The organism is Chryseobacterium cucumeris, assembly GCF_016775705.1.
GTDB classification, from domain to species: Bacteria; Bacteroidota; Bacteroidia; order Flavobacteriales; family Weeksellaceae; genus Chryseobacterium; species Chryseobacterium cupriresistens.
Genome location: NZ_CP068760.1, coordinates 1,549,479 through 1,570,631, shown reverse-complemented (window position 1 = coordinate 1,570,631; position 21,153 = coordinate 1,549,479). Strand labels below are relative to the sequence as shown.

The following is a 21,153-nucleotide window of genomic DNA, read 5'->3' as shown; positions in this document are numbered from 1 at the left end:
TCGTTTGGGTAATTCTGCCCGAACAGGTTTTTATTTCATCCTATTATTTGTCGTATTCACTGTTAAAGGTGACTTTATCTCTGCTATTCCGGCTTTGACCAATGCTATTGATCAAAACTTTACTACATAGAGAAACTATAGCTTACCTCATCTTTGAATTATACTACAGAGGTATACCTTTCTGTAATGCGTGAATAATATGGAAAAAATCCAAAAAGAATATTAAGCACGATTATAAGTAATGAATACCCAATATATCTGGGAGGTAAAAGCGAAAAATACTCCCTTACTCAAAAAGAAATGCAATCAATGTAGCAGCGACAGATTTCAATGCAGTGATAAATTCAGACTGAATGCCCAGAAAAAGAATATTGATATATGGCTGATTTACCGGTGTGTAAAATGCAGCAATACCTATAATATGACCGTATTTTCAAGAATCAGAACAGAATCAATCAGTAAAGAAATATTCCGTAAATTCTCAGAAAACCATGCCGAAACTGCCTGGCAATACGCTTTCTCACAGGAAATAAGAAGAAAAAATAATGTGGAAGCCGACTGGGAAAGTGTGGAATATGAAATTCTATACCCAAATTTTCCTGTAGAAGATCTTATGAATAGGGAAGATGAGTTCATTTCTTTTCAAATACAGTCTTCTTTTGATTTTAATATGAGAGTCTCAACAGTAATCCGGACATGTTTAGGGCTTTCATCATCTAAACTGAACCTCTTGCTTGCTTCAGGTAAGGTTTACTTTAATGAGAAGCCTCTTCAAAAGAAATATAAGTTCAAGAATGGAGATATTGTTGATATCAACAGGCAGGAGCTGATCAATATTTATCTTATCGGAAAAGAGAATTTTTTCTCAACACAGTAAATGATCAATCATTATAAAAGCCTTCCGGTTGTTGATCGGGAGGCATTTTATTGAGTTTACTTTATGTATTTCATTTGGATTAATCCCATTTATTTTGGGTTGAAACTGCATATTTTCCTGCGCCGGTAAAGAAAAAGCTTAAGCTTACAAGCATATAGATGACAAGCAGTTCCAAAGCCCAGCCTCCGAATTCATTAAGCTTGAAAATATTGGCTGTTTGTGCAAGAATCGTAGCCGTGAAGCAATTGGCTGCAAAGATCAGGCCTGCTAGACGAGCCCGAAATCCTATAATCAGCATGAGAGGTGCAATAATTTCTCCTGCAAACACGCCATACGCAAAGAATGACGGTAAGCTATGCATGCTCATCATATCTTCAATAAAACCAACTCCATGGATCACTTTATTGATTCCATAAACCGACATTGGAAATGCAATTGCTATTCTGGTGATAAGTAATCCTGAATCAATGTTCTTTTTCATTTCTTATAATTATTTTAAAAGTTATATTTTACAAATGCCCCGATATTTTCCAGGGTCTTTTTTCCATTATTAAACTGGTCGAAATTGGAAGCCAGCCCGTACATCATTTTATCCTGTTTCAGGCCCAGTCTGATAAACTGCAGCCCTCTGGGATATCCGCTGTCATCGAGGTTTCCAATAGCGAGCACACTGAAATATCCCTTTACATTTTCTGTCAGATAAGGGGTGTATTCAAATGATACAGACTGTTCCAGAGAAACCCCTTTCTGATACGTAGTTCCTATAGAGTAGGAAAGTGAATAGGAGGACTGAATGATTTTATATTGCAGATAAATACTGAAAAATGCGCCGGGATTTTTCATTCCAAATGCCGCATTGGCACTCAGTCTTTTGGTAAGATTATACGAGAGCGTATTTCTGATGAAGAATATGTTTTCTTTATCTTTGGTGTATTCTGTATCAAATAGGGTAAGATTGTTCAGTTTCAGCTGTTCATTCAGCTGATAATTGATATTGTGCATATAAGTATAGGAGCGATGCCCTAAAACAAGATCCGGGGTATAGGAAAGTTTCTGTGCATTCAGATTTAGAAAAGCTGATGCAAGAACTGTTACAGCGATAATTTTTGCCTTCATATTTCACTCATTAAATTTCTGTGAGCAAAATTATTCGGGCTGGAGGGGAATAAACTTAAGAAATCTTAAGAAACGTCAGACAGGTGTTTTTTTCTCAGATAGCTCAGATATTCTACGGTGATTCCGAGGTAGGAAGCGATCATGTATTGAGGAAAACGCTGTTCGATATTACGGTAAGCAGTGATAAATGTGCGGTATTTGGTATAAGCATCAACACGGGAATGTTCAAAGGTTCTTTCCTGTAACGTAACATAGGCACTCTGCATCTTCAGACGCCAGAACTCTGAGACAGCCGGAACTTCTTTGTACAATGATTCCAGATTATTTTTACTGATCTGTATGATGGTGGTATCTTCATTAGCCTGAATAAACATTCTTGAAGGCAGTTCGCTAAGATAGCTGTAAAGATCATTCACCCACCAGTTTTCAATACCCAGCTGAGTGGTATTTTCTTTTCCTTTTTCATCAATATGGTACGCATAGAGGCTGCCCTGTGCAATGAAACGCATATGTCTGGAAACCTGTCCTTCGCGAAGCAGATAATCTTTCTTTTTAAGTTGTATAATTTCTAATTTGGAACTAATACAGTCAATATCATTATCTTTTAAAGAGACAATTTCTCTAAAGTGTTCTATGAGTTGTGAAACTATTGTATCTGTATCCATCATTAGATTTTGTACGTATAGACACAAATTTACGCAAATATTAAATTACGGAAGTAAGATGAAACAATTATACATAAGAAGACCACAATTTATCATGTAAATTGTGGTCTTCCTCAACTAAGAACTATTTAACTACGATTCTGTTTTCAAATAACCATAATGTAAAACAGTTTCCTTTCCGAATAAGCTTGAGAAAATATTCTGAAACTCATGGATATATTTACACTTTATGGCGTTCCCGTATATTTTCAGCCCTTCCAGTATTTTTCTGGAACTCAGGTCTATATCATATTTTATAAAAGCTTCCGGTCTTTCATACCGTATACTCTGATCTGAACTGTCTGTTCGTGAAAAGCCGAGCTTTTCAAGCCATTCTTCCGTTATTTTAATCGGTTTAATGGATGTTGCCGGGACCGAAATACTTTGAATATCATTTTCAATTTTAACAAAATAAGCCTGTTCGACATTTTGAAAGATCTCAGCAATGGTATAAATCTGATTTTTATACTCAACCAAGTTCTTGATTTTTAGATCTGCTACGTTCATAATATTTTGATTTTAAATGGTGATATGGTCTTTAGTAAAATAGCAAATAGTATGCCCGACATTGCATTGTTAAATCTTGTTTTGAAGGATATTAGGTTAAATTTTTGATATAAAAAATTAACAATACGTTAAAATAGTACACTATACGTGAATTATCACATAATCATGAAGTACCGGATGTGGTATCTATGTGGTATTAGTTTTTTATTCCCGCTTTTGGATTGGTATTAAAAGTGGTAAGAAGAAGAGCGGTTATAACACTTATCATAAGAACTGCTATGAAAACATTCCATGAAAAGGCATGAAGCAGATAACCGGTACCGCTTCCCAGAATACTTGAACCAAAATAATAAAAAAGCCAGTAAATAGAAGTGGCTGAAGATTTTCCCCGCCTTGCATACAATGCAGTCATCTGGCTGGCCATAGTATGAGCAGCGAAAAATGAAAGGGTGAAAAGCCCGAGCCCGAAAATAAGGATATAAATATTTTCAGATAATAGAAGGGCAGCTCCGGTAAGCATGCACAGGATAGAAGCTTTCAGGATACTATTCATCGGAAACCTTCTGGAAAGACGGCCTACGATCATCGTTCCGAAGACTCCAAAAATATACATCAGAAAGATAAAGGCTATAATAAAATGGCTTAACGAAAAAGGTTTTGCTTCCAGTCTGAATGTCAGGTAATTATAAACACTCACGAAAACTCCCATCAGCAATGCTGCTGTACAGTATAACCGAAGCATATAAGGGTTGGTAAGGAAAAATTTCATCTGTTTTACCTTAAGATGATAGTCTGTTTTCTGTGGATTGAAGAACTTTGATTCCGGAAACAGTTTCCAGAATACAGCGCCTAGGATTAAACTTTCTATGCCAATCAGAAGAACGGCATTACGCCATCCGAATTCCCCCGCAAACAAAGTAGCCATTATTCTTCCGCTCATTCCTCCAATGGTATTACCGCTGAGATACATACTGATGGCTGCTGGTACTGCCAGAGCATCCACTTCTTCCGTAAGATAGGCCAGAGCAACTGCAGAAACCCCGGAAACAACAAAACCTTTCAATACTCCAACGGCAATCAGGAGTGTTAAATCGGGTATCCAGGTAGAAATAACAGTAAGGCTCGCAGAAGAAATCAAAGAAAAAACAATGAGGCTTTTTCTGGAATAACTGTCAGCTTTAAAGGCAAAAAATAATAAGCCTAATGCCATACCTATCGTGGATGAAGATACCAGCAGGGAAGTATCACCTACGGATACCCCAAACTGTTCCGCAGCCATAGGCAGCATCGGCTGGAAAAGATAAAGTTGTGCAAAAACCGAAAGTCCTGAAAAAAAAATACAAAGTTTTATATATCGGAAACGTAAGCTTCCCTGAATGGCTTTTTCAGATGAATTCATGATTTTTTTGCAATTACAATGCAATGGTTTTACAGAAAATTTGTCTTGTAAATTTCCTGATTATTTTCCGAACTTAAAAATTATTATCTCAATGATGTGGATTGGTGATACAAATCAATGAAGCTGAAGGCTGCTGATATACTCGGAAGGGGTAATATTTTCCATCTGCTTGAAAACCCTGTTGAAGGTAGACTGGTTAGAGAATCCGGCCTCAGTATAGATATACATGAGGGTTACCTTTTCAAGGTCATTTTCATTAAGCAGTTTTTTTACACATTCAATCCTGTGCATATTCAGGTAATTATTGAAGTTGGGATATCCTTTTGCACGAATTGATTTTGAGATATAACTACTGTTGATTTCCATTTCTGTGGAAAGCTTTGAAATATTGAAATTAACATCTTTATACAGCTGTTTTTCTCTCATCACAGATTCAATTTTGTCAAACAGTTCATCCGCAAAAGGAGCTTTGTCTGCTGTAGGAACCGGCTGTATTGCTGTACTCTGGGCTTTCTCCTCAATTTCGTGGTAAATTTCAACCCGTTTTATTTTATCCTTAAAATAGAGCAGGAGTGCAATGACTGCTACATTGGAAATCATAAGGATGGTATCGGTAATTCTCACATCTTCTGGTTGGTGTATCGGGAATTTAAAGCTGAAAGATTTAGAAATAAGGTATCCCGCTATAATATTCAGCAAAACATATATGCTGTAAATAAAAACATATTTTCTTTGAAAGAAAACATAGGCTGCCAGCGGAATCGGAATAAGCCAGACAAAACTCGCTATAGAATTGTTCCAGAAAGCCAGCATAATGTAAAAATTATAAAGCGTCGCAATAATGATGTAGGAATGTACCATGACATTCACCGAGTAGGTTTTGCGTACAATCAGATACGTATAGACCATTAAAAAAAGTCCTCCGAAAAGATACCAGGCCATTATTTTATCGGGAATAATAAAAGTAAATATTAAACCAAATAGGGCAAGAATAACAGACATCAGAATATTATAATAATACACCAGTTGTCTTTTGTACTGTTCAATTTTTATGTCTTTTTCGGTGGTCATTTGTGGCAGAAGGTAATTTTAAATCATTCCAATATTTTCTCTTAACAGTCAGATTTCAGAAAATGACTGGTTTAACTTTCTGGTTATTAGAAATTTGTGTTTTATGAGCTGTTTCCTGTTTTTCATTGATTATTGATGGATTTGATTTATCAGCGCGGATAACTTTGCATCAGCTAGCTCAACAAAGGCTGATTGATGATCTTTCAATTAACCCCTAAACGATTTATTCAATTTTTAAATAAATCAAATAATTTTTAAACAAATATACTAAAATGAAAAAAATAAAATTACCTCTTGCCAGCATTATGATGTGTTTTTCAATTGCGGCATTTTCCCAGGTTGGGATCAATACAGATTCTCCTAAAGTAACATTACATGTAGAAGGAAAACCGGACGTGGCTACTGCTGCTGATGGAGTGATGGCTCCCCGAATGACAGGAGACCAGTTAAGAGCTAAAGATAATGTTTATCTGGCAGCTCAGACCGGAGCTTTGGTCTATGTAACCCAGGCGGTAACTATTCCTTCTGTAAAAACTGCAAAAGTAGATAAAGCCGGCTATTATATGTTCAACGGAACTACCTGGAAATTTGCTTTTGGAGGACAGGATAATGATATTCCCATTGGAGATTTAATCTATTATCACGGGAGCATTCCTGCAGGTACTTCAGGAGCCAGTACATTGGCCAGTACTTATCTTACCGATCTTCCGGTTTTGGGAGGTTTCCTGAGACTTGATGCCCAGTTTAACAGCAGTTCAGCAGGTACGGGAGCGGCTACCACTTTTAATCCGAGACTTTACAATGTAGGAACTTCAGATGTGAAAATCTGGGTTTCGGAAATGTCTACCCATACCGGTGATTCTGATAATGGAAATATTAAATTATCACCGGGAGCTTACAGACAATTTGATGATGGTGTTTATCTTACCCAGACCCATAATGAGACGGTAACATTTGATATTACCGTACAGGAACCGGAGCCAAGATGGTACAGAGTGTATTATGCATTCCGTGTAGATAATAAATCTACAACAGGAAGCAGCGATGCTACAACCACAGATTCCAATACTTCTGATAATACAAGGGAGTTATTTCTCTCGGTACAGAGACTGTACTAGTACACCGACAGATGATTCTAAAAATACAATGATAAAAAATAACGCATAAAAAATCAATGGGTTAGCTATTAAAATCTCATGAGATTTGTGTTTTTTCGGGGCAGGAATACTTTAAATTCCGGCCCCGTTTTCTTAATGCATCATTTCATAGACTTTAATCAGCTCTGCAATATTTCCGACATTAAGCTTTTGAAAGATTCTTTTTTTATACGTACTTACTGTAGACATCTGAATATTGAGCCTGTTGGCAATTTCCAGATTACCGTTGCCGTCCGCCAGAAGTTTAAAAATTTCGTATTCCCTGGATGATAACTTCTCTACGGGATTATTTCTTTTGTTTTGAATAATAAGACCAATCAGCTCTGCGGGGTAGAAATATCCCTTTTCAATGACCGTTTTCACCGCATTTTTAATTTCCTCTTCACTGCTTTGTTTATTCAGATAGCCTTCAGCCCCTTCCCTGATATATTGGATGGCTACATCTTTATCATATCCTGAGAATATGAGAATTTTAAGGTCATTCTGTATATCTTTAAGCTCTGGAACCATTTTTTTATATTGGGTTCCCGGCATATCAATGTCTAAAATAATAAGGTCATACCGCTGATCTTCAAGTTTCTTTTTCACCTGGTCATAATTTTCAGCAAAATCTATATTCAGACCCGGATAAGCAGTTTCAAGAACCAAACAGGTTCCTGCCCTTACTACATAATGATCATCAGCAATTAAAATTTTTTCATTCATAAAGATTAGTTTTTTTTGAGCGTTACTTCCACAACAGTTCCCTTAGGATGGTTTTGCCTGAAATTCATTTCAGCATTGATCTTTTTTACCAGATGGATAACCATATGCAGACCCAATCCTTTTCCTTTAAAGCTGGGAGTTTCCAGTTTAGGATTTCTGAACAGGTTCATATAAACAGCAATCTGTTCTTCAGACATTCCTGTTCCTGTGTCACTAATTATTATTGTGGATTTTTGTGGATTTTCGGTAATCATAAGGGTGATATTTCCCTGGGAGGTATTCTTCACAGCATTATCAAGGAGGTTATGAATGATGGCTGTTAAAATACTTTCATTTACCCTGGAATAGATGACACCCTCAGTAAGATTGGTAATCGTAGTTCCTTTTTCTTTAGCAATTTCACAGAACAGCTTGTTCTTGGTTTCCAGGATTCTGTTGATGGGATATTCCTTTTCTTCAAAAATATTTTCTGCCTTATAAAGTTCGGTATACTCTTTCAGATTCAGCGTAAACTGGTAAAGCTGCTCTGATGATTTATAGATACTGTCAAAGTACTTTTTCTGAAGTTCCACATCATCAGACTCATGAAGTTTCTGGGAAAGCATAGCTATAAATCTGATCGGAGTGGTAATGTCGTGGCTGATGGTTTCCACCAGTTTTTTCTGGTATTCCGTTTCTTTCTGAAGGTTATTTTTTACGACCTCCAGGTGAAGAGAGGTTTCCTTCAGTTCAGAGTTTTTATTATGGACAATCTGTTTTAAAGCTTTATTTTTTATCCTTAGAAAATTTGTGGTTAACTGAACGATAACGATGATGATAATAAGGATAATGATGGAGGCAGACACTCTGAACAGCAATGTCTGATAAAAAAGAGGCTGAATTTTGAAACGTACTGTTTTTTCTTCATATTTCCCGTCAGCAGATATCAATACCCTTACCCTCAAGGTGTAATCCCCTGGAGAAAGATTGCTGATGGTGTATTTTAATTCTTTCCCTGTTGCGATCTTTTCCCATCCGGTATTTTCTTTTCCGAATATTTTAGCTTCAATATAAAGGTTTTCCGGATTGGAAAAATAAGGAATATCAATAAAGACATCCGCTGTTTTGTAATCATTTTTCAAATCAAGGATCTGATGGAAATACTGAGGCTCAGAATTACCGATTTTTACCCTTTCTATATAAATGTTATTTCTTCCCGGATAATACGTCTGAATATTTTCCGGATTGAAAAACACAAAACCATCCATTGAAGGGAATACAAAATCCCCATTCTCAAGAGCATAGGCGTTAGGTTCTGAACTTCCATTAAATTCATTGGTCAGAAAACCATCCTTTTTAGTGAAACGATAATAGAAAACCGGAGTGTTTTTATGGTCTGCATAGCGCAGCAATTGCTTTTTGGAAACTTTAAACATCCCATTGTTTGAAGAAATCCAGTAATATCCCTTTTTGTCTTCAAGAATATAATGAGCTGACTGAAGATAATCGTTGATGTCGTTTGGCATCTTGACAAGCTTATGATTTCTAAAAAGATAAAAGCCGCTTTTCTCCGTCGTAATCCATATCAGATTATCTTTTGTCCTGATAATGCTTTTGACATGGATATTTTTGATCAAAGGAGTTATGGTATTGCTTCGCAGTGCTATGGAATAAAGGCCGTCGCTGTTTCCGGTCAGAATTTCATTCTCATTATATTGATGAAAAATATTGACAAAACTTTTAAAAGTATAGGTGTAATCCGGCTGGCTGAATATATCCTTTTTGTATAAATGAAGCTGAGTGCCCGAAAGATCTGTGAAAGTAGTGCCGTAAAGAGTTCCGCTTTTCATAAATGTTTCAAGCCCCTTTTTAACAAAAGTGGAATCCTTCTTTTTATAGCCCGAATTTTTATAAAACCTGACAATATGGTTTCTCTTTTTGATCAGAATATTTCCGGAATTGTCATACATCATGAGATAATTGTCATTGTTTCCGAAAAGGTGGCTGTTTACAATTCCGTTTCTTCCGAATTCTGTTCCGTCCTCAGCAATGATTGTGCTTTGGCTGAAAGGAAGAGATGCGAAATATACATTGCTGGAAAAATCAGCTTTTTTTCTTGATACATAGAAACTGGAAAGCTGAAGAACATTCAGACCGTTATTAAGCGTTCCCAGGTACAATTTGTTGAACGCTTTATCATAGAACATCGAACAGTAGGAATGATTTCCGATTTCTTCAAAATTGACAAGAAATTTTAAACGGAGATCCTTTTCGTTGCCTTCTAAAAGGTAAATATTGTCGTGGTTAATAATAAAAGTCTGATTGGTAATCTGCTGCCAGTATATTTTCGTATCAGGATGGTTAAAAAGTGTTGGTTGATCAGAAACAGAAAGATTTCCCTTGTAGATAGAGTAGGTTTTTCTTTTTTTCAGATCATTGATGAAAAGGTGGTTATTCAGTACAAAAATGTAATTCAGGTCTTTATTGGTAAAAGGCAGTGTAATCTTTATTTCCTTGTTTCCTTCCTTATAAATGATGGCATTTTTTTCGGTAAAATGATAAACAGAATTCTTAAGCTGAATAAAATACTGGACGTCATTATAGAAATCCGATGTAATGATATTATTGGCAATACGGTGCAGGATATCGGTACCATTGCAATAGGTCATTTTATCATGGGCAGTGAGCCTTGCGATTTTGGGAAACCTGTTTTTAATAATGATTTTACTTTCCTGAAAATTATTAAGAACCGTTATACTATCAAGACAGGGATCTCCTATAAATTCACCAAAATGCAGATTATTTACCCTGAAATTACTGAAGGTAATAAAAGAACTGCCGTCATACCTCACCAGCCCGTTTTCGGTAGAAATCCAGATAAAGCCATATTTGTCTTTGACAATGGCCTTTGCACTGCTTTGTGGAAGCCCATTGTCTATGTTGTACCACATAGAGGTATAGTGCTGTCCGGAAATGTTTAGATAGATGCAAGCAAAAATAAATGCCCAAACTCTCATATATGTGCAAAACTTATCTATATCTGCTGCTAATGCAATAGACGGTTAATAATGGTATTTGTACAAGTCAAAGTTTTTTTAAAAGGCAGGAACGATTGAGAATAAATTTTTATCATTGAAGTTTTCTGGTCTTTTGTGTTTTATATTTTTTGATCGTGTAAAAATAGTGAAATTATGGCGATAAATTAGTATTGCATATTTTGTTTTCTCTAAGTTTTATCATGTTTTGCAGACAATACATCATTCCGGGTTTTTACAAATATTATCGTATTTCAATAATAAGTGATAAATTAATGTAAGATTTATTTTAAATTCTCGCCTATAGATCTCAGTATTATGCTGGATTTGTGATTATTTTTAGAATTTTATAAATGGTAAATAATGTTGTGTTTGGAAATTTTTAATATTTTTTTAATTAATGGCTGAATATTTTGTTATGTGTTTTTTTGTAGTAATAGTTTGACAAAAAATACAGGTTTATTCTACATGATAACTTTGCCGTTGCCTATGGATATTCATATTTTTGCAAAATATTCTCATAACTATTAAAGAAGATTTATTACCCAAATAATGATTCTAAGAACACAAACGGTTTTTATCTCAAGAAAACAAAAGAGGCTGTACTTAAAGTAAACAGTCTCTTTTTATTACCAGCACTCAGAATATATAGAGTTGAATAAATGATAGATGTAGTCTTCTGTTATTTAAGTTTCGGCTGAAGCCAGATGAAAACGTCTTATTTTAGACCGGGCTAAAGCCCGGCCCTATTGAATTTCCAATATTGAAGATAAAACATAGAAAGTATAGGCTTTCATGGTAATTATTTTGTTTTTTCTCGAAGATAATCTTTTCTAAACAAAAAACCTCCCGGAAATGATGGGAGGTGAATAAAATTGACTGTATATTGAAGTGTAATTCAATCGTTATTGGTGAGTTTCAAGCCACTTCAGCCTGCGCTGGTCTGGCAGATGTTTTACTTTAAAGTTTTCAAAAACAGCATTGAATCCTTCTCCGTCAGGACAGGCTGCCATTAAGCCAACCATTACAGGAGTGTTGTCCTGAAGAGGAGCATTCCGCATCATGATATAATTTTTATCATCAAAAGAATAAAATATTTCCACAGCATCCAGCCTTCTCACTGCCTTTATCCATAGGGCAGGAGGTGTTTTTTCCAATGTAATGACACTCCAGTCACTTTTGTTTTGGGTTACTACAGTGCTGAGATTGTATTTGCCATCTACAAATTCTACTCCGGCTTTGATATAATGTTCCTGATCTGTTCTCAGCATAAGGCCCATCTGGTCAAATCTTGCTTTATAATTGCCTGTTATTTTTACTTTTGCTTCAAATTCACCACCATAGGTAGCATAATAGAAAGGAGCGTCATCTACCGTAAATCCATAATGTGAAACCCTCCAGTAATCACTTTGTGGGGTTACGAACATGGAAAGACTGTTGTTTTTGATTTCCCATTTTTCAGGTTCATTAAACCAGGTCATTTTTTCCAGGCTCTGGGCGGAAAACTTTTGAATCAGGAATAAGGCGCAAAAGCCGAAAATCATTTTCTTCATTCTCTTTGGGATAAGTTCTAAGCGTAAATTATTATTTTAGCAAAAGTATTATTAAACCTTATTTGCGTCAATACTGATAAATAACCATTATGGAAATCCGTAAACAGCTTAGTGATCAATTACTGGACAACACCCCGAAAAAATGCAGGCTTGACATCGGAGTCTATAAACAGCAGGCGTTGGCATATTCTCAGATGGAAAGTGCAATATGTGTGCTGAGTGATATGCAGGAGAATAAAAGCTTTATTTATAAATCTGCAGCCGCATATGAACTTGGACTTAAGATGGAGGAAAATCCTGCAGAAATAAACTCCATCTGGGAAGAAGAGATGCTGAAAAGAATACATCCCGATGACCGTCTGAAAAAGTACATCCATGAACTCCGTTTCTTTAAATTACTGGATGCTATGCAGATAGAGCAGCGCGCAGCATACAGTGTTGTATCAAAAATAAGAATGAAGGATAAAAATGAGAACTACAGATGGGTAAAACACCGCATGTTTTATGTTTATTCTCCTGATAACGGACGGTTGAGGTTGGCTCTTTGCCTTTATAATATGGCTCTGACTCCCTCTAATGCTTCCGGTTTTATGATTGTGAATACCGAAAAAGGGGAGGTGGTTGTAAAAGATAAGCTTGATTATAGAAATATTTTAAGCCCAAGGGAACTGGAAGTTTTAAAATTTATAGGGGAAGGGTATGCAAGCAAAGAAATTGCAGATCTTCTTTCTATAAGCATCAATACCGTAAACAGACACCGTCAGAATATACTGGAAAAGTTAAAAGTAAAAAATTCTACACAAGCCTTTAAGGATAGTTTTTATTAAACATTCATCCTGGAATATCCGAAAAGTTCACCATGTTATTTTGTATCTTATGATTAATTTTATAACTTGAATACAGATTAGCAAGATCCATATGATGAAAAGAAGTGAAGAAATTACCCGTCAGTATTTTACCTTTTTAGATCAGCACATCCAGAAGGTGATTTCCGGAACTGTACCTGAATTTATGGAACTGAATGAAATTGCCAGGGAACTTGCTGTTTCTCATAAACATCTTACTGATACCATTAAAAAGGAAACCGGACAGCATCCCTGTTTTTATTATGATGAAAAAATTATTGAACAGGCCAAAAAGATGCTCATTGTTACGGATAAATCTGTAGCAGAAGTTGCCCGTATTTTTACTTACGACCCTTCCAATTTTTCAAAATTTTTTAAAAAAATGACCGGTTTTACTCCCGGAAAATTCAGAGATTCCCATTCCGTTTAAAACTGACTTTTTTATTCTTTAAAATTCCTGTCACAGGAGTTTCGAGGCATTTTTCGTCTCCGGGTAGGGATTTAATCATACTGAATTCCTGCTGTAAAAGACAATTTAGTGAATTATAATGTTAAAATTTATAGAAAATAATCTTTTATAAATGAGATGGTTGTAAAAAATAACGGTCATTTTTTATTATTTATCTATTAATATTTCTTTATTGTTTAGTTTTTTTATTAAATTTAGGTAAGAAAAAACTAATTAATTCAATACACATAAATGTTAAAAGAAACCGGTATATGGTATTAAGTTTGGTTTCCAGGGGATAAGAATAAATTATTGTGTCTTTAATAATATTTAATCTTAATATGGGAGCTTAAGCCCTTCAAATAGTTATATATTTGTTTTTTTTTAAACCACACACAACAAACAAGATTAAGGATGAGCATCAATTTCACAACAGCAACCATTAAAGACTTTGAGAATATACCAGACAATGATATGGCTCAAAGAGCTGAAATTTTTTATGAATATTTAGACTTTGTAAAGTCTAATGGCCACATGAACTACAGACTGAAGAATACTTCAGGAACCAATGCAGTACTGAATGTAAATATTGCAGATCACAACAGAGAATTTGTTAGTTTTGTATCAAGTGATTATTTAGGATTTACGCAGCACCCAAAAGTAAAACAGGCTGCCATTGAAGGAATCGAAAAATATGGTACAGGAACAGGAGCTACTCCTCTTATCGGAGGATATTTTGATTACCACAATGCATTAGAAAAAAAAATCTCAGGTTTTTTTAAAAGAACAGAAGATGAAGCTGTAGTATTTACTACGGGTTATACAGCTAATAGTGCTTCTTTACAATGCCTGATGCAGAAAGAAGACCTGGCTATTTTAGATATGGCTGTACATGCCAGTGTGCACGAAGGATGTGCTTTTACCAATAAAAAAACATTTCCGCACAATAATTTGGAATCTTTGGAACACATTTTGAAGGTATCTGAAAATCTGTACCGTACGAAACTCGTTATTGTGGATGGAGTGTATTCCCAGGATGGTGATACCTCCCGTATTAATGAGATCTATGACCTTGTGAAGAAGTATAATGCCTTTCTGATGGTAGACGACGTACATGGTGTCGGTATCCTTGGAGAATCCGGAAGAGGTACTTTGGAACAGGCCGGGTTATTGGATAAAGTAGACCTTATCACAGGTACATTCAGCAAAACATTTGGAAATCTGGGTGGATATGTCATTGCAGATAAAAAAATAGCAGCATTCATCAGATTCCATTCCCGTCAGCAGATTTTCTCAGCGACAGCTCCACCATCATCAGCAGGAATAGTTAAAGCCATTGATTTAATTGACGAAGAACCCATCTGGAGACAGAAACTCTGGGATAACATCAATTATTTCAAAAAAGGGCTTGACGACTTAGGGTTGGATACAGGCGTTACCTGCTCTGCAATTATCCCTGTAAAAATAGGAGACCCTTATGTAACAGGAGAAGCCGGAAAACTACTAATAGAAAAAGGAATCTATACCAATCCGATTCTGTACCCGGCTGTACCCCGAAAAGATGCGCGTATCAGGATGAGTGTGACGGCAAGACACGAAAAAGAACATCTCGATAAAACGCTTAATGCGTTTGATGATATTAATAAAAAATTGCATATTGCGAAAAAATAATAATTATGCCTAGAAAAGTAGTGCAGGGCCCCATTAGGGACAAAGAAAAAACAAAGCAGAAACTGCTTGCTGCAGTTGGTAAAATTTTAAGAGTAAAAGGATATTCCGGATTAAAAGTAAGCAAAATAGCTGCCGTAGCCGGATTTGATAAAAAATTGATCTATGAGTACTTTGGAAGTACTGATAAGCTGATCGATGAATATATCAAGTCTCAGGATTACTGGAGCCAGGTCAACCAGGATGTTGATATGGATTTCTCGGACGGTGGACACGAGCTTACTAAAATGGTTGTCTTGAATCAGTTCGAAAACCTGAAGAAAAATAAAGAACTTCAGAAGATTATCCTTTGGGAGCTTTCAGAAAGCAAGCCTATTCTTAAGAAATTAGTTGAACAACGTGAAGAAGTTGGAGAAGTTTTATTTGGAAACATCTCAGATCCTTACTTTGGTGAAGGAGTAGCAACAAGACACAGGGCAATTATGGCTCTGATTGTTTCCGGAGCTTACTATCTTAACCTTTATACAGGATATAACGCAAACAAGTTCTGCGGTATTGACCTGAAAACTGAAGAAGGGCGAAAAGAGATTGAAGGCGCTATTGTTGAGTTGATTGACTTTGCATACAGCAAAAAGAAATAGAGGTTAAAAGTTTTCCGATTTGAACAGAAATATGTTTTTGTTGATATTTGAAAACTTTTAATTTTCAAATTAAAACTATATTTCTTATTTTTGACCAATGGAAAATTTTATAGTATCTGCAAGAAAATATCGTCCTCAGGAGTTTGATACGGTTGTAGGACAATCCCATATTACGGATACTTTAGAACATGCAATTGAAGAAAGTCAATTAGCTCAGGCATTACTTTTTTGCGGTCCTCGTGGTGTGGGTAAAACTACTTGTGCCAGAATTCTGGCAAGAAAGATCAATGAGAAAGATGGCTCGGTTTCAGAAGATGGTTTTGCTTACAATATCTATGAATTGGATGCTGCATCCAATAACTCTGTTGATGATATCAGAGAACTTATAGATCAGGTACGCTTTGCACCTCAGGTGGGTAAATACAAAGTATATATCATTGATGAGGTTCATATGCTGTCTTCTGCCGCTTTCAATGCATTCCTTAAAACGCTGGAAGAGCCGCCTGCGCATGCTATTTTTATTTTGGCTACCACGGAGAAACATAAAATTATTCCAACAATTTTATCCCGTTGTCAGATTTATGACTTCAAAAGAATCGTCATCGAAGACATACAGAGCCATCTGAGAAACATTGCCCAGAAAGAAAATATCCAGTATGAAGATGATGCCCTGTACCTGATTGCTCAGAAGGCAGACGGTGCATTAAGAGATGCACTTTCTATCTTCGACAGACTTTCGACTTTCTCCCAGAAAAATATTACACTGGCAAAAGCCGCCGAAGTGCTCAATATTCTGGATTACGATCAATATCTGAATATTGTGGATCTTGCCAGGGAAAACAAAATTCCTGAAGTGCTTTTCGCATTTAATGAGATTGTAAAGAAAGGTTTTGATCCTCATATTTTCATTGCCGGATTAGGAAATCATTTCAGAGACCTGATGATGGCACAGAATGCTTCCACCATGGAACTCATTGAAGTAGGAGAGAAGACCAAGGCCAGGTTTGTAGAGCAGGGACAGAAATGGGCCGCCCAGCAGCTTATTGATGGTATTGAAATCTGCAACCATGCAGATATTAATTATAAGAATTCCAAAAACCCTAGACTTACGGTTGAAATTGCATTAATGCAGCTGGCTTCACTGACAGCTAATTTAGGCGATACTAAAAAAAAAAATTCCTGATACTGGCTCCGTTTCTCAGTGAGAAACAGGAGGTGAAAATGCCGGAAAAAACTCCGGAGAAAAAAGAAGTTAAAACAGAACAGCTGTCTGTTACTACTCAGATGGTTCAGGAAGTTTCTGTGACCAAAACTACCAAGCCTTTGTCAAGACCGGGAATATCCTCCGGTTTCAGCATCAATTCCTTTTTGAATAAAGAAGATAAAGTGGAAACAGCAGAAGATGTTGTGGTGAGAACTGAAAATCTTCCTCAAAACCATTTTACAGATACAGATCTGCAGACGGAATGGAAAATTATGCTTAAACAGCTTCAGGTAAAAAATAACTTTGTATTTAATGCGGTAAAAACCTTTAAACTGGTAAAAGCTGAAGAGCATAAAATCAAAGTTTTGTTCCCGTCAGACTCTGCAAAAGTGGAATTTGATAAAATAAGTGGAGAATTTTTTAATCATTTTAAAAGAAAAATTCAGAATCATATTATTGAGGTAGAATACGTCAGAGACGTTGAAAATCTGAAGATTGAGGTGGTGACGAAGAGAAAATTATTTGAAAAGTTTATAGAAAAAAATCCACTTTTGAAAGATCTTGATGATTTAATGAAGTTTGATTTGACATAATTTTTATATATTTGTCAAATATTTCTGTCAGAAATAAGTTTCTGACAAAAACAAATTAAACCAGAAACGCTAAAACAAGACATTTCCAGATATAATGGAAAAATTGATTAACACATATCAGTCTTTTTTTGCACCCGCTAATTATTTTTTTAGCGGTTATTTTAGTTTTTCTGCTTCTTATTATAGAAATTTCAGAACGTATTACCGATTTTATTGGTACTGTTAACTGAATTTCTTTCCAAAAAATACAGGAGAAGTAGAGCCCTATTATTTTCCTGATTCCTTTAAACAATTTTGAACGGCATTTTTTGAAAAGAATTATAAATTAAATTTTATAATCCAAAGGGCTATTGCTGTCAATGAATAAATAATATAAAAAAACAATAAAATTTAGAATAATGAATTTAAATGATTTAAAAAATGAGTGGATCGATGGGCTTACACAGCCACTAATGATTGCAGGACCATGTAGTGCGGAAAGTGAAGCTCAGATGCTTGAAACGGCCAGGAGAATTAAGGAATCCAATGCCAATGTATCCGTTTTCCGTGCCGGAATCTGGAAACCGCGTACCAAACCCAACGGTTTCGAAGGTGTAGGAGTGATCGGTTTGAACTGGCTGAAAAAAGTAAAAGAAGAATACGGTTTTAAAACAGCAACTGAGGTAGCCAATGCACACCACGTATTTGCAGCTTTAGAAGCAGACGTAGATGTTCTTTGGATCGGAGCGCGTTCTACAGTGAATCCATTTACGGTACAGGAAATTGCAATGGCTTTAAGAGGAACTGATAAACCGGTATTTGTGAAAAACCCTGTAAATCCGGATCTTGCTTTATGGATCGGAGCTTTGGAAAGACTTTTAGGACAGGACATTAAAAACCTTGGAGTTATTCACAGAGGATTTTCAACCTACCAGAAAACAAAATACAGAAACAATCCAAACTGGCAGATTGCCCTTGATTTCAAGAGCCAGTTTCCAAATATTCCAATGTTAATCGACCCTTCTCACATCTGCGGAAACAGAACAGGTCTTGCAGATATTACACAGGAGGCACTTAACGTAGGATACCAGGGAGCGATCATTGAATCTCACTGTAATCCTGATGAAGCATGGAGCGATGCTTCCCAGCAGATCACTCCTGAAGTTCTTGCAGATCTTATCGGAAATCTGAAAGTGAGAAGCTCTAATCTTGCCGGTTTTGAAGGAGAAATGGGAAGACACAGAACTTTAATCTCCGATCTTGACTTCCAGTTAATTGAACTTCTTTCTCAAAGAATGAAAATTTCTGAAAAGATCGGTAAGCTTAAAAAAGAAAATGACATTGCGATCTTCCAGCCTGAACGTTGGAAAGTAATCACAGAATACGCTACCCAAAAAGCAAAAGAAACAGGAATGTCTCAGGAGTTTATTGAAAAAGTATTCAAAGCGATTCACGAAGAATCTATTGAAGTTCAGAATAATATTATGATCGAGAGATAAATTGCGGATAATAGTAAGAGTAGTATAATTTTTACTATATATACAGTAAAAAAATAAATCAGGGCTTGGCCATCAGTATTTAGGAGAATTGAAACATGTGTTTTTAACCCTATTTTCTGAATGCTAAGCCCTAATTGCGTATATTTGCATCAGCATTATCTATGAAAGGAAAAATCATTAAATCTACAGGCAGTTGGTACCAGGTTTTGGAATTGGAAACAAATAAAATTTTCGAGGCCAGAATCAGGGGGAAATTCAAATTAATAAAAACCAGACTTACCAATCCACTTGCTGTAGGAGATTTTGTTGAGTTCCAACTGGAACAGGATGACATTGCCTGGATCACGAAAATTGAACCCCGCTCTAATTATCTGATCAGAAAATCCGTAAATCTTTCCAAAGAAGCTCATATTATTGCTTCCAATATCGATTTGGCGTGCTTTATCTTTACGCTGAAACATCCTGAAACATCATTAGGATTTCTTGACAGGTTCCTGGCATGCTGTGAAGCTTATAATATTACCCCACTGATTCTTTTTAATAAGATTGATGTATTGCACGAAGAAGAAATTGAAATTGTAAAAGATATTGAATTCCTATATCAGGAGATAGGATATGATACTCTGGAAATTTCGTCCTATTCTAAATTGAATCTGGATCAGCTTCAGGAAATTCTTAAAGATAAAACTTCCGTATTCTTTGGCCACTCAGGTTGTGGAAAATCTACCTTAGTGAATGCTTTGCAGCCGGGATTGAATTTAAAAACTTCTGAAATTTCAGATACCCACCTGAAAGGTAAGCATACAACAACTTTTGCCCAGATGCATTTCTGGGATTTTGGAGGAAATGTTATCGATACTCCCGGGGTTCGTGAATTTGCAATGATTGATATTGAAAAAGAAGAAGTACAGCATTACTTTCCTGAAATTTTTAAAAAGAGAGAAGAATGTAAATTTCACAACTGCCTTCACATCAATGAACCTAAATGTGCTGTTATCGATGCTCTTGAAACAGGAGAAATTCAGCATTCGCGCTATGCTACTTACATTAAACTGATGGACGAGGCAGAAGAAGCTTCTCAGAAATAATCATACAATCTTTATGTAACAGGACAAATTTGTCAGAAATAATCTAGAGACTATCATTGGATGGTCTCTTTTTATTTTTAAAACCCTTTTACCGAAATGACACCCTTGTCAAGGTTTGAAACCTTGACAAGGGTAACACTTTCTTTTGCTGCTAAAGAATAATATTTACTGTTATTATTTTTTTTAAAGATCAATTTAATGTATTCTGGATATTTTATTTTTTGTAATTTATTTTTTTGATTTTTACATGAAAAAATATTCGTTTTTAAATAACTCTACTTTTCAACTTTACAATTTTGGCAGATAACTCCACTTTTGTCATATTTCTGACCACCATGAGATTGGATTTTCAAAAAATAAAATTATTTCACCAATTGCAATTAAAAGAACAAAATCGTTAAATATGATTAAATATTAATTAAAAAATTACATAATTAATAAAAAATGCCTTTATTTTTTGCAAATAAAAAACCCAGCCGAAGCTGGGTAAAAACTAATAACCATGAAAACTCAAATTAAACATGAGAATCGCAATAGAATAAACAATTACTGTGCCAAAGTTTGTGTTACAATTTCTTAATAAAAGTTATTTTTATGTTAAAAAAAAATTAAAATAAAAATCAAAGATATTTTTTGTAATTTTGCGCCATTAAAAAAATATACATTTATGTCTAACATTACATTCACTATGATTAAGCCTGATGCAGTTGCTGACGGACATATCGGTGCTATATTGGGTAAGATTGCTGAAGGAGGTTTTAAGATCAAAGCTTTAAAATTAACTCAGCTTACAGTTGCTGATGCAAAAAAATTCTATGAAGTACATGCTGAGAGACCATTTTATGGAGAATTAGTAGAATTCATGAGCTCTGGTCCTATCGTTGCAGCAGTTTTAGAAAAAGACAATGCAGTTGAAGACTTCAGAACATTAATCGGTTCTACTAACCCTGCAGAAGCTGCAGAAGGTACAATCAGAAAAATGTTTGCAAGAAGCATCGGAGAAAATGCTGTTCACGGTTCAGATTCTGACGAGAATGCATTAATCGAAGCTCAATTCCATTTTTCAGGAAGAGAGATTTTCTAAG

The 21,153-nt window shown here is 35.5% G+C and carries 20 protein-coding genes; 11 read left to right on the top strand and 9 right to left on the bottom strand.

What is annotated here, in order from left to right:
• Positions 1–241: 241 nt before the first annotated feature.
• Positions 242–877 (top strand): DUF1062 domain-containing protein, encoded by a 636-nt coding sequence (locus tag JNG87_RS07015; protein WP_202842791.1) that lies wholly within the window; start codon positions 242–244, stop codon positions 875–877.
• Positions 878–956: 79 nt separating this feature from the next.
• Here the strand turns inward: JNG87_RS07015 and JNG87_RS07010 are convergent, their stop codons facing one another.
• The 6 genes from JNG87_RS07010 to JNG87_RS06985 form a co-directional block, all read right to left on the bottom strand.
• A complete protein-coding gene (locus JNG87_RS07010; RefSeq protein WP_202842789.1) occupies positions 957–1,358 on the bottom strand; it encodes a DoxX family protein in 402 nt (133 codons plus the stop codon).
• A gap of 14 nt (positions 1,359–1,372) precedes the next feature.
• Positions 1,373–1,993, bottom strand: a complete 621-nt coding sequence (locus JNG87_RS07005; protein WP_202842788.1) for a hypothetical protein — start codon at positions 1,991–1,993, stop codon at positions 1,373–1,375.
• A 65-nt stretch (positions 1,994–2,058) separates the two neighbouring features.
• Positions 2,059–2,658: a Crp/Fnr family transcriptional regulator gene (locus JNG87_RS07000; RefSeq protein ID WP_202844244.1), complete on the bottom strand. Its 600-nt coding sequence runs from the start codon at positions 2,656–2,658 to the stop codon at positions 2,059–2,061.
• 132 nt (positions 2,659–2,790) lie between these two features.
• Positions 2,791–3,204, bottom strand: a complete 414-nt coding sequence (locus tag JNG87_RS06995) for a hypothetical protein (protein WP_202842786.1) — start codon at positions 3,202–3,204, stop codon at positions 2,791–2,793.
• Between the two features lie 196 nt (positions 3,205–3,400).
• Positions 3,401–4,603: an MFS transporter gene (locus JNG87_RS06990; protein ID WP_202842784.1), complete on the bottom strand. Its 1,203-nt coding sequence runs from the start codon at positions 4,601–4,603 to the stop codon at positions 3,401–3,403.
• 114 nt (positions 4,604–4,717) lie between these two features.
• Complete coding sequence (locus JNG87_RS06985) at positions 4,718–5,674, bottom strand: helix-turn-helix domain-containing protein (RefSeq protein ID WP_202842782.1); 957 nt, start codon at positions 5,672–5,674, stop codon at positions 4,718–4,720.
• Between the two features lie 272 nt (positions 5,675–5,946).
• On the opposite strand from JNG87_RS06985, the gene JNG87_RS06980 reads away from it, so the two are divergent.
• A complete protein-coding gene (locus JNG87_RS06980) occupies positions 5,947–6,792 on the top strand; it encodes a hypothetical protein (protein WP_202842780.1) in 846 nt (281 codons plus the stop codon).
• A gap of 132 nt (positions 6,793–6,924) precedes the next feature.
• Here the strand turns inward: JNG87_RS06980 and JNG87_RS06975 are convergent, their stop codons facing one another.
• From JNG87_RS06975 to JNG87_RS06965, 3 genes are all read right to left on the bottom strand, one after another.
• Positions 6,925–7,536, bottom strand: coding sequence for a response regulator (locus JNG87_RS06975; protein WP_062670379.1), 612 nt, complete (start codon positions 7,534–7,536; stop codon positions 6,925–6,927).
• 5 nt (positions 7,537–7,541) lie between these two features.
• Complete coding sequence (locus JNG87_RS06970; RefSeq protein ID WP_202842778.1) at positions 7,542–10,466, bottom strand: sensor histidine kinase; 2,925 nt, start codon at positions 10,464–10,466, stop codon at positions 7,542–7,544.
• A 989-nt stretch (positions 10,467–11,455) separates the two neighbouring features.
• The gene (locus tag JNG87_RS06965) at positions 11,456–12,103 is read right to left on the bottom strand and encodes a DUF1349 domain-containing protein (protein ID WP_202842776.1); all 648 of its coding nucleotides are present in this window, start codon (positions 12,101–12,103) and stop codon (positions 11,456–11,458) included.
• Between the two features lie 89 nt (positions 12,104–12,192).
• Between JNG87_RS06965 and JNG87_RS06960 the strand changes: the two genes are divergently transcribed.
• From JNG87_RS06960 to JNG87_RS06920, 9 genes are all read left to right on the top strand, one after another.
• Positions 12,193–12,930, top strand: coding sequence for a LuxR C-terminal-related transcriptional regulator (locus JNG87_RS06960; protein ID WP_202842774.1), 738 nt, complete (start codon positions 12,193–12,195; stop codon positions 12,928–12,930).
• A gap of 91 nt (positions 12,931–13,021) precedes the next feature.
• Entirely contained in the window at positions 13,022–13,378 is a 357-nt protein-coding gene (locus JNG87_RS06955) for a helix-turn-helix domain-containing protein (RefSeq protein WP_202842772.1), read from the top strand.
• 432 nt (positions 13,379–13,810) lie between these two features.
• Positions 13,811–15,067, top strand: coding sequence for an aminotransferase class I/II-fold pyridoxal phosphate-dependent enzyme (locus JNG87_RS06950; protein WP_110011634.1), 1,257 nt, complete (start codon positions 13,811–13,813; stop codon positions 15,065–15,067).
• A gap of 5 nt (positions 15,068–15,072) precedes the next feature.
• Positions 15,073–15,705 carry a TetR/AcrR family transcriptional regulator gene (locus JNG87_RS06945; RefSeq protein WP_047375406.1) on the top strand — a complete coding sequence of 211 codons (633 nt, stop codon included), beginning with the start codon at positions 15,073–15,075 and terminating at the stop codon, positions 15,703–15,705.
• Between the two features lie 97 nt (positions 15,706–15,802).
• On the top strand, positions 15,803–16,888 hold the full coding sequence (gene dnaX / locus JNG87_RS06940; RefSeq protein WP_202842770.1) for a DNA polymerase III subunit gamma/tau: 1,086 nt from the start codon (positions 15,803–15,805) through the stop codon (positions 16,886–16,888).
• A gap of 38 nt (positions 16,889–16,926) precedes the next feature.
• Positions 16,927–17,502: a hypothetical protein gene (locus JNG87_RS21660; RefSeq protein ID WP_238349684.1), complete on the top strand. Its 576-nt coding sequence runs from the start codon at positions 16,927–16,929 to the stop codon at positions 17,500–17,502.
• 398 nt (positions 17,503–17,900) lie between these two features.
• Positions 17,901–18,980, top strand: coding sequence for a chorismate mutase (locus tag JNG87_RS06930; RefSeq protein ID WP_047431451.1), 1,080 nt, complete (start codon positions 17,901–17,903; stop codon positions 18,978–18,980).
• A 161-nt stretch (positions 18,981–19,141) separates the two neighbouring features.
• On the top strand, positions 19,142–20,068 hold the full coding sequence (rsgA, locus tag JNG87_RS06925; protein WP_062670366.1) for a ribosome small subunit-dependent GTPase A: 927 nt from the start codon (positions 19,142–19,144) through the stop codon (positions 20,066–20,068).
• A 667-nt stretch (positions 20,069–20,735) separates the two neighbouring features.
• Positions 20,736–21,152, top strand: a complete 417-nt coding sequence (locus JNG87_RS06920) for a nucleoside-diphosphate kinase (protein WP_034722935.1) — start codon at positions 20,736–20,738, stop codon at positions 21,150–21,152.
• The last annotated feature ends 1 nt before the right edge of the window (position 21,153 follow it).

Bases quoted from the DNA above. Each gene is read 5' to 3' on its own strand.
- JNG87_RS07015 (WP_202842791.1), top strand. From the start codon at position 242: ATGAATACCCAATATATCTGGGAGGTAAAAGCGAAAAATACTCCCTTA.
- JNG87_RS07010 (WP_202842789.1), bottom strand. From the start codon at position 1,358: ATGAAAAAGAACATTGATTCAGGATTACTTATCACCAGAATAGCAATT.
- JNG87_RS07005 (WP_202842788.1), bottom strand. From the start codon at position 1,993: ATGAAGGCAAAAATTATCGCTGTAACAGTTCTTGCATCAGCTTTTCTA.
- JNG87_RS07000 (WP_202844244.1), bottom strand. From the start codon at position 2,658: ATGGATACAGATACAATAGTTTCACAACTCATAGAACACTTTAGAGAA.
- JNG87_RS06995 (WP_202842786.1), bottom strand. From the start codon at position 3,204: ATGAACGTAGCAGATCTAAAAATCAAGAACTTGGTTGAGTATAAAAAT.
- JNG87_RS06990 (WP_202842784.1), bottom strand. From the start codon at position 4,603: ATGAATTCATCTGAAAAAGCCATTCAGGGAAGCTTACGTTTCCGATAT.
- JNG87_RS06985 (WP_202842782.1), bottom strand. From the start codon at position 5,674: ATGACCACCGAAAAAGACATAAAAATTGAACAGTACAAAAGACAACTG.
- JNG87_RS06980 (WP_202842780.1), top strand. From the start codon at position 5,947: ATGAAAAAAATAAAATTACCTCTTGCCAGCATTATGATGTGTTTTTCA.
- JNG87_RS06975 (WP_062670379.1), bottom strand. From the start codon at position 7,536: ATGAATGAAAAAATTTTAATTGCTGATGATCATTATGTAGTAAGGGCA.
- JNG87_RS06970 (WP_202842778.1), bottom strand. From the start codon at position 10,466: ATGTGGTACAACATAGACAATGGGCTTCCACAAAGCAGTGCAAAGGCC.
- JNG87_RS06965 (WP_202842776.1), bottom strand. From the start codon at position 12,103: ATGAAGAAAATGATTTTCGGCTTTTGCGCCTTATTCCTGATTCAAAAG.
- JNG87_RS06960 (WP_202842774.1), top strand. From the start codon at position 12,193: ATGGAAATCCGTAAACAGCTTAGTGATCAATTACTGGACAACACCCCG.
- JNG87_RS06955 (WP_202842772.1), top strand. From the start codon at position 13,022: ATGATGAAAAGAAGTGAAGAAATTACCCGTCAGTATTTTACCTTTTTA.
- JNG87_RS06950 (WP_110011634.1), top strand. From the start codon at position 13,811: ATGAGCATCAATTTCACAACAGCAACCATTAAAGACTTTGAGAATATA.
- JNG87_RS06945 (WP_047375406.1), top strand. From the start codon at position 15,073: ATGCCTAGAAAAGTAGTGCAGGGCCCCATTAGGGACAAAGAAAAAACA.
- dnaX (WP_202842770.1), top strand. From the start codon at position 15,803: ATGGAAAATTTTATAGTATCTGCAAGAAAATATCGTCCTCAGGAGTTT.
- JNG87_RS21660 (WP_238349684.1), top strand. From the start codon at position 16,927: ATGCCGGAAAAAACTCCGGAGAAAAAAGAAGTTAAAACAGAACAGCTG.
- JNG87_RS06930 (WP_047431451.1), top strand. From the start codon at position 17,901: ATGAATTTAAATGATTTAAAAAATGAGTGGATCGATGGGCTTACACAG.
- rsgA (WP_062670366.1), top strand. From the start codon at position 19,142: ATGAAAGGAAAAATCATTAAATCTACAGGCAGTTGGTACCAGGTTTTG.
- JNG87_RS06920 (WP_034722935.1), top strand. From the start codon at position 20,736: ATGTCTAACATTACATTCACTATGATTAAGCCTGATGCAGTTGCTGAC.